Source organism: Clostridium sp., from assembly GCF_051650885.1.
In the GTDB taxonomy this organism is placed as follows: Bacteria; Bacillota; Clostridia; order Clostridiales; family Clostridiaceae; genus Clostridium.
Genome location: NZ_JBOFRG010000109.1, coordinates 1 through 6,744, shown reverse-complemented (window position 1 = coordinate 6,744; position 6,744 = coordinate 1). Strand labels below are relative to the sequence as shown.

Sequence of the window (6,744 nt, the reverse complement as noted above, 5' to 3'; positions counted from 1 at the left end):
AGCGTTCGTCCTGAGCCAGGATCAAACTCTCAATAAAAAGTTTAATCTTAAATTGCTCATAAAACTTACTAATAAAAGAATTGCTGGTTTAAGTTTGTTTATATATTAATCTGTTCAATTTTCAAAGACCATTTTGTTTCAATCGCTTTTGGCGACTTGTTTATCTTACCACTTAAAGATTTTTCTGTCAACATATTTTTTAATATGTTTTTCAATTTCTTTTAGTGTGTCTCTCGTTCAAGAGCTTGTCTTGCTTCAAGCGACTCACTTATAATATCATCTATATCAGTTCTATTTTCTTCATTTTTTAGTATTTAAGCAAATTAATCCACTTATACTCTATTTTAATATTATTTACACCTGTTTTTATGTAATGACACACTAGGTTATGTTTAATGTTATTTTTCTTCTTTTCTTCATATTTTATCTACTTTTATCCATATATATATTAATCTAACTCTCCAAATTCTTTTATAAGTTTAAAAAATAAAATAAAAATACCTCCTTCATAGCGATGCTTATTTCTTAAACTATCTACTATAAAAGAAGTATTTTAAACTTATACTAAATATTTATTTTTTTATTATCTCTATCATACCATCATCTATTTTAAAAATCTTAGTTGCTACTTCTGCCATCTCTAAGTTATGTGTCACCATAATTATAGTTTTTCCTTCCTTATTAAGACTTTTAAAAATATTTATAACTTCTTCACTTGTTTGTTTATCTAATGCTCCTGTTGGTTCATCTGCTAATATTATATTAGGGTTATTCACAAGAGCTCTTCCTATTGCTGCTCTTTGACATTGTCCACCTGATAATTTGCTAGGCTTCTTTTTAAGTTGATCTTCAATCTTTAACTTTTCACTAACTTCTATTACTCTTTTTTTAATCTCGCTTCTTTTTACCTTTGCATATTCTAATGGAATTTTTATATTATCATAAATTGTATAATCCTTAAGCAATGCAAAACTTTGTACAACAAATCCAAACTCTTTATTTCTTAGTGCTGCCATTTCATTATTATTACATTCAGATATTTCCTTACCATTTAAATAATACTCACCACTTGTTTTTTTATCTAAACAACCTATTATATTTAAAAGAGTTGATTTCCCTGACCCTGATGGTCCTATAATTGCAACAAAATCTCCCTTATTTATCTCTAGTGAAACACCCTTCAGTGCTTTAAAGTTATCTTTAAAAACTTTTTCAAGCTCTACTATCTTTATTAAAAATTCCAAAATACTATTCCCCCTTAAATTCTTCTGAAAGTCTAACAGATTTTAATTTTATAATTGGTATTAGACATAATGCTAAGCTGTAAATTGCTAAAATTAAAGCTACCATTTGGAATACCTTTATATTATTAGCAAGTCCAAGCATCATAACTATAATCAAAGCACTTCCATTTATAATTATTATTTCAAAGATATTTCTTATCACTATATCTCTATCCTTAGCACCAGCCATTATATGAACAGCATATTCTTTAGAATTCTTAGATATTTTAAGCATAAAAATCACTAGATATGATATTGAAATAAATATACTTATAATACTTAATGTTAATTTATTTAAATTTTCTTCAAATGACATCCACTGCTTATAATTTTCAACTAAAATCTTATTATTGTATATATCTAAATCTAAGCCTAGCTTTTTTCCTTGCTCCTTTATCTCTGATACTAAACTTCCTATTTTAGTATCATCTATTTCTAATAAAGTGTATCTGCCTATATTATAATTTAAATCTGTTTCATTAGCTAAAGTAAGAATTAATTTATCTGTAGAAACCATTGAGCCAGGATCAAAATATTCTCCATTTGCTATATAATTTCCTCTTTCCATAAATCCTACAACTCTATAATCTGTATACTCATCTTTTATTAAGTCTCCTATTTTAAAGATTCCTCTATAGTCAGCTCCTAAAATACAAGGAACTTCTTCTTCACTAATATATTTAAACGCTTCTAAATTTCCTTCTGATAATTTTATATTTAACTTTTCAAACACTTCTTTATTGCTAATAACCTGTGATAGTATTGCTTTACCTTCCTTATCAAAATCAAAATATAAACTTTTCAAAAAACTATCTTCAAAACCTTTTAATTCTGGTGTTTCATCTACAATTATCGCTCCTATACCAGTATAAATAGGGCTATAATTCTTTGCTAACCATTTTAAAAATTTATCTATCCCCTCAGTCGCCATATCTGCTGATATATTTTTATCTACAATTTTTAATATATTATTGTCACCTAAATTTTTATATACTTTTGTTGTTTGAAAATTTTTAGTGGTTATAATTTCTAATGTTTTACTTAATAATTGAATTCCAAATACTAATTGTATAAGGATTAATATATTTAAAATTTTGAAATTCACTATATTCTTTATTGCATACCTTAAGTTTAAAATTTTAATCGCCCCCTTTCATACCAATAGATGCTTCTCTTCTTACAGCTTTTACACATGGTATTACGGATAAGATTAATGAAATACTTAATACTACTATTGTTAATAGTCCAATCACTTCTAAATTAATATCAAAGGCAAATCTTGAAAACATTTTATTTAATTCATTTTTTAATAACATTTGGATTAAAACAGCTAATCCCATACTTACTATACTTAATTTTAAATTCTTTAAAATTATAAATTTAATAATATCTAAATTTTTAGCACCTAATGCTTTTCTTATACTAATCTCTACTGATAATTCTGATAGCCAAATAACTCCAACTATACATATGTTTAAAACTCCAATAATTCCTACTGTATAAAGTATTTTCATAAATGGCTGTACTACATCTTTTATTTCATCATCCTCATATATCTCTGCTTTTTCTACTACCTTTGTGTTGTATTTCTTTTCTAAATCATTAATTATGTTTTTAGTAGTTTCCTCCGATGCTCCAATTTTCCATTGTCCTCTTGAATCAGATTCATATTCTGGTAATGCCTTCATACTTATAATAAACATTTCATCATAAGCACTTGTTCCATTTCCTATAATTCCACTAACTTCAAAAGGTTTTCCTTCTACATCAAAATATTCAATACCATTCTTTTCATAAATACTATCTTTAACCTTTGTTCCAACTAAAATAGTATTTTTTCCATTTACAATTTCATCAATACTCAAGTCACTACCTTGTACATCAAGATTATTCTTTGCTATAGGATAATTATGATATATTGCTTTTCCAAAAACAGTATCTATTGTTCTAACAACTGGTACAGGGTTAAACTCAATATAAACATCATTATATTTTTCTGCTACTTCAATAACCTCTTTAAATTTTATAATTTTTTCACCTTCAAAATTGAAATTTATAGTATCTCCTAAAAATAATCCATTTTTATTTTTTATATTTTCTAATTCTAATTTACTTATAGTAATACATATTGACATCGCAAAAATTATTAATGAAAATATTACTACAATATACTTCTCCTTCCCTCTCATTAACCATCCCCCAATATTAATACAACTAAACAAATATTATAAATTTGTTTAGTTGCAATTTTATAACCTAATTATGAAATAAATTCGTATACGTTCTAGATGCTGTTTCGTTCACAAGCCCATGTGATGCTTGTATTGCATGGCCACCCTCTCTTACAATCGTCGCTGTCAATACCTTATCATATCCTGCTTTATCTGCTCCTGGTCCGATTTTATACCCCTGCTTATTTACAATTTCTACATAAGATCTTAAAGTTCGATCTCCTTGACCTTTTATTCTATCTGTTCTTGCGGCTGCATAAACATTATAACTATTTTTTCCTCCTTCACAGTATCCAGACCAAGCATCTTTTCCACTCCACCCATTGACCGTTGCTGATTTTGCTGCGAATGCAACAGTACTACTTGCAGCTACTATTATTAGTCCCCCTAATAATACTTTTATTTTACTCATCTCAAAAGCCCCCTTCTTTTTTATTGTTGATTTCTCTTTCATTATACATATCGGGGGGGGAAATGTAAACCTTTTTTTTATAATTATGTAAAATATTTCTATTTAATTCCATTAGTTATATACAAAAAAGCCAGTTTTGTAAATTGAAAAAGTAACTTCCGTTAATTCATATTATTTTATCTAACCTGTCTAACCTGAAGTTAGTTTTGCAAAGTAATGGACATAATCACCAATGATGCTTATTTTAAAGTGTCGCTTGGAGGAATAATTATGACAAATATAAAAGACCAAAAATTAGATTTTATCTAACTTTTGGTCTTCAATTTTTTTACGTTTCTGTACATAAATAATTATTAGATTCCTTACATCTTTACGCTATATTTTTTCAAATTTTTCCAAAATGCTACCACTTCTCCAGAACCTATGGGAATCATAAGAAAAAGAGCTACATAATTTATTTTAAATAAGAGACAGACTAAGCAATATATAATATTTATTGTATTAAATATTATTTGAAGTCTTAATGATTTATTTAAATACTCCTCTCTAGTAATTTGATTTTTCACCCCTTCATCATTCTTTGATAAAGTATATCCACCATATCCTATAGACATAATAAAAGTAGAAATTTCTGTTGAATTTCTTTTCTTTCCTATTATAGGAAAAAGATTCATTGTAAGGCTTACTGCAATAATTACCCCATACACTAATAATTCTTCACTCATATTTTCTCCTTCTTATTTATTAATTCCCTATATATGTACCATGTTCTATCTAGTTTATTTTCCTTTTTGTAAAAATCACCTTATTTTTAGTAAAACTTGCTTTGCTTTAATAACTTAATTCCTTTATCTGAAATTAAGCAAAGCTCTCCATTTTCTGTTTTTAATATTCTATTTATCCTATCTATCTCTTTTATCTTTTCTTTATTCACTAAATAAGAAGCATGAATTCTTAAAAATTTATCTCCTAGCTCTTTCTCTAACTCCTTCATCTTCCCATAAAACTCTATCTGTCTATTTAAACTATGTATTCTTATCTTATGTATTTTTTGCGCTGTTTCAAAAAACATTATTTCTTTATATGGAATTCTTAAAATCTGCTCTCTTGTTCTAACCATAAAAATCCCCTCTATATTTTCTTTCACTATATATCTTTTATTGGCTTCTTTAATACATTCAGTTATTCTTTGCTCTAAAGTTTCATAATTCCCTTTAACTATATAGTCCATAGCTTCAACTTTATATTTAAAAGTTAGATGTCCCATTTCTCCATAAGTTGTTATAAATATAATAAATCCATTTGGATCTAGCTTTCTTATTTTACTTCCTAATTCTATTCCATTTATCTCTTCTTTTAAATCAACATCTAAAAAATATATTCCTGTTCCTTCTATACTATTTAAAATCTCATTTCCTTTTCCTGTTGACTTTTTTATCTTCATATCAAAATCTTCTCTAACTATAATTTTTTCTATAATAACTTTCAAATCTTTTCTAAACTTTTCATCATCCTCACAAATATAAATTTTCAATCTCTTTATCCCCTTAATCAATTATTATATGTTGAATAAACATGCCATTTTCTATTTTTGTATCTAGAACTACATTATTATATTTACTCAGAATTTCATTTACAATAGTTAATCCAATTCCCCTGCCATCACCCTTAGTTGATTTCCCTTCCACTAACATTTCATATAAATACATGCCTTCATCTTTAAAAGAATTTTCTATAATTATATTTAACTCATTTTCTTTGTTAAATATACCTACTCCAATTTTCTTACTCTCCGTAATCCCAGCACCCTCTATTGCATTATCTAATAAAATTCCAAGAATTCTACTTAAATCAATTATTTTTAAATTTAATACTTCTATATCACCTGGTATATCTAAAATTATATTTAATCCCAAACTTTGAGCTTTAACAATCTTTCCTCTGATAATTCCTTTCAAATTATAAAGCTTAACTCTATTAAGCCCATCTAAATTAATATCATCTTTAATAAAATCATCTTTTGTCTTCAATATATTCATTTCAAAAAATCCCTTAGCTCCTGCTCCTTTGACCCCTTAATGTATTCATTCATTGTCAATAGTATATTTACATAATCATGCTTAAACTTCCTCATGTCCATATTAGATTCCTCTAACATCATCATACAATTATTTGTAGCTTCTAAAGTTTGATTTTTTTCCTCAAGCTCTTTTTGGATTTTTATATTAATTAATAAATATCTAATTACTATAATCCCTAATATGCCAATTATCATATTTACCTGATTTACTTTACTAAAATACATTATAATTAATCCAGCAAATAAGATACTTAAATTTTCCACTCTGAATTTTTTTACTTTCCATAAATTTATTTGTAATAATATATTAATAGCTATAAGACCACTTAATAAAGCTCCATTTAATCTATCTTTAAATATCAATATATTAATTATAAATAATATTAAATTTCCATTTAGAACTATCAACACATCTTTAAAATTCAAATCTTTCATACAAAGATATATAATTATAAATATTTCATACACCATTATAAATAAAATTCTCATTTCTGTTATTCCCACAAAAAAACTACTTAAAATCCCCATAAAAAATATAGTCTTTTTCTCTTTTTCTTCTAATCCTTTTGAACAATACAATGTTGGAAGAATTATACCTACTATAAATATAACCTGCTCTATCATAAACTCTCGCATTTAATTCCTCACTTACTTTTTTATCTCAATTAATATATATCATTAAGTAAATTTAAAATATTTAGATCTATATCATTAGTTAAATTGTATAATTTTTCTATT

The 6,744-nt window shown here is 26.0% G+C and carries 8 protein-coding genes; all 8 read right to left on the bottom strand.

Annotation, left to right across the window (positions count from 1 at the left end; all coding sequences use genetic code 11):
- Positions 1–572: 572 nt before the first annotated feature.
- Positions 573–1,244, bottom strand: a complete 672-nt coding sequence (locus ACRC28_RS05325; protein ID WP_438542414.1) for an ABC transporter ATP-binding protein — start codon at positions 1,242–1,244, stop codon at positions 573–575.
- Positions 1,245–1,248: 4 nt separating this feature from the next.
- Positions 1,249–2,388 (bottom strand): hypothetical protein, encoded by a 1,140-nt coding sequence (locus ACRC28_RS05320; RefSeq protein ID WP_438542413.1) that lies wholly within the window; start codon positions 2,386–2,388, stop codon positions 1,249–1,251.
- Between the two features lie 34 nt (positions 2,389–2,422).
- Positions 2,423–3,472 (bottom strand): FtsX-like permease family protein, encoded by a 1,050-nt coding sequence (locus ACRC28_RS05315; protein WP_438542412.1) that lies wholly within the window; start codon positions 3,470–3,472, stop codon positions 2,423–2,425.
- Between the two features lie 67 nt (positions 3,473–3,539).
- Positions 3,540–3,926: a hypothetical protein gene (locus ACRC28_RS05310; protein WP_438542411.1), complete on the bottom strand. Its 387-nt coding sequence runs from the start codon at positions 3,924–3,926 to the stop codon at positions 3,540–3,542.
- Positions 3,927–4,288: 362 nt separating this feature from the next.
- Entirely contained in the window at positions 4,289–4,651 is a 363-nt protein-coding gene (locus ACRC28_RS05305) for a hypothetical protein (RefSeq protein WP_438542410.1), read from the bottom strand.
- An 86-nt stretch (positions 4,652–4,737) separates the two neighbouring features.
- Positions 4,738–5,460 (bottom strand): LytR/AlgR family response regulator transcription factor, encoded by a 723-nt coding sequence (locus ACRC28_RS05300; protein ID WP_438542409.1) that lies wholly within the window; start codon positions 5,458–5,460, stop codon positions 4,738–4,740.
- 13 nt (positions 5,461–5,473) lie between these two features.
- Complete coding sequence (locus ACRC28_RS05295; RefSeq protein ID WP_438542408.1) at positions 5,474–5,965, bottom strand: GHKL domain-containing protein; 492 nt, start codon at positions 5,963–5,965, stop codon at positions 5,474–5,476.
- Positions 5,962–6,642, bottom strand: coding sequence for a hypothetical protein (locus ACRC28_RS05290; RefSeq protein ID WP_438542407.1), 681 nt, complete (start codon positions 6,640–6,642; stop codon positions 5,962–5,964). The genes ACRC28_RS05295 and ACRC28_RS05290 overlap by 4 nt, the downstream gene beginning before the upstream one ends.
- Between the last annotated feature and the right edge of the window lie 102 nt (positions 6,643–6,744).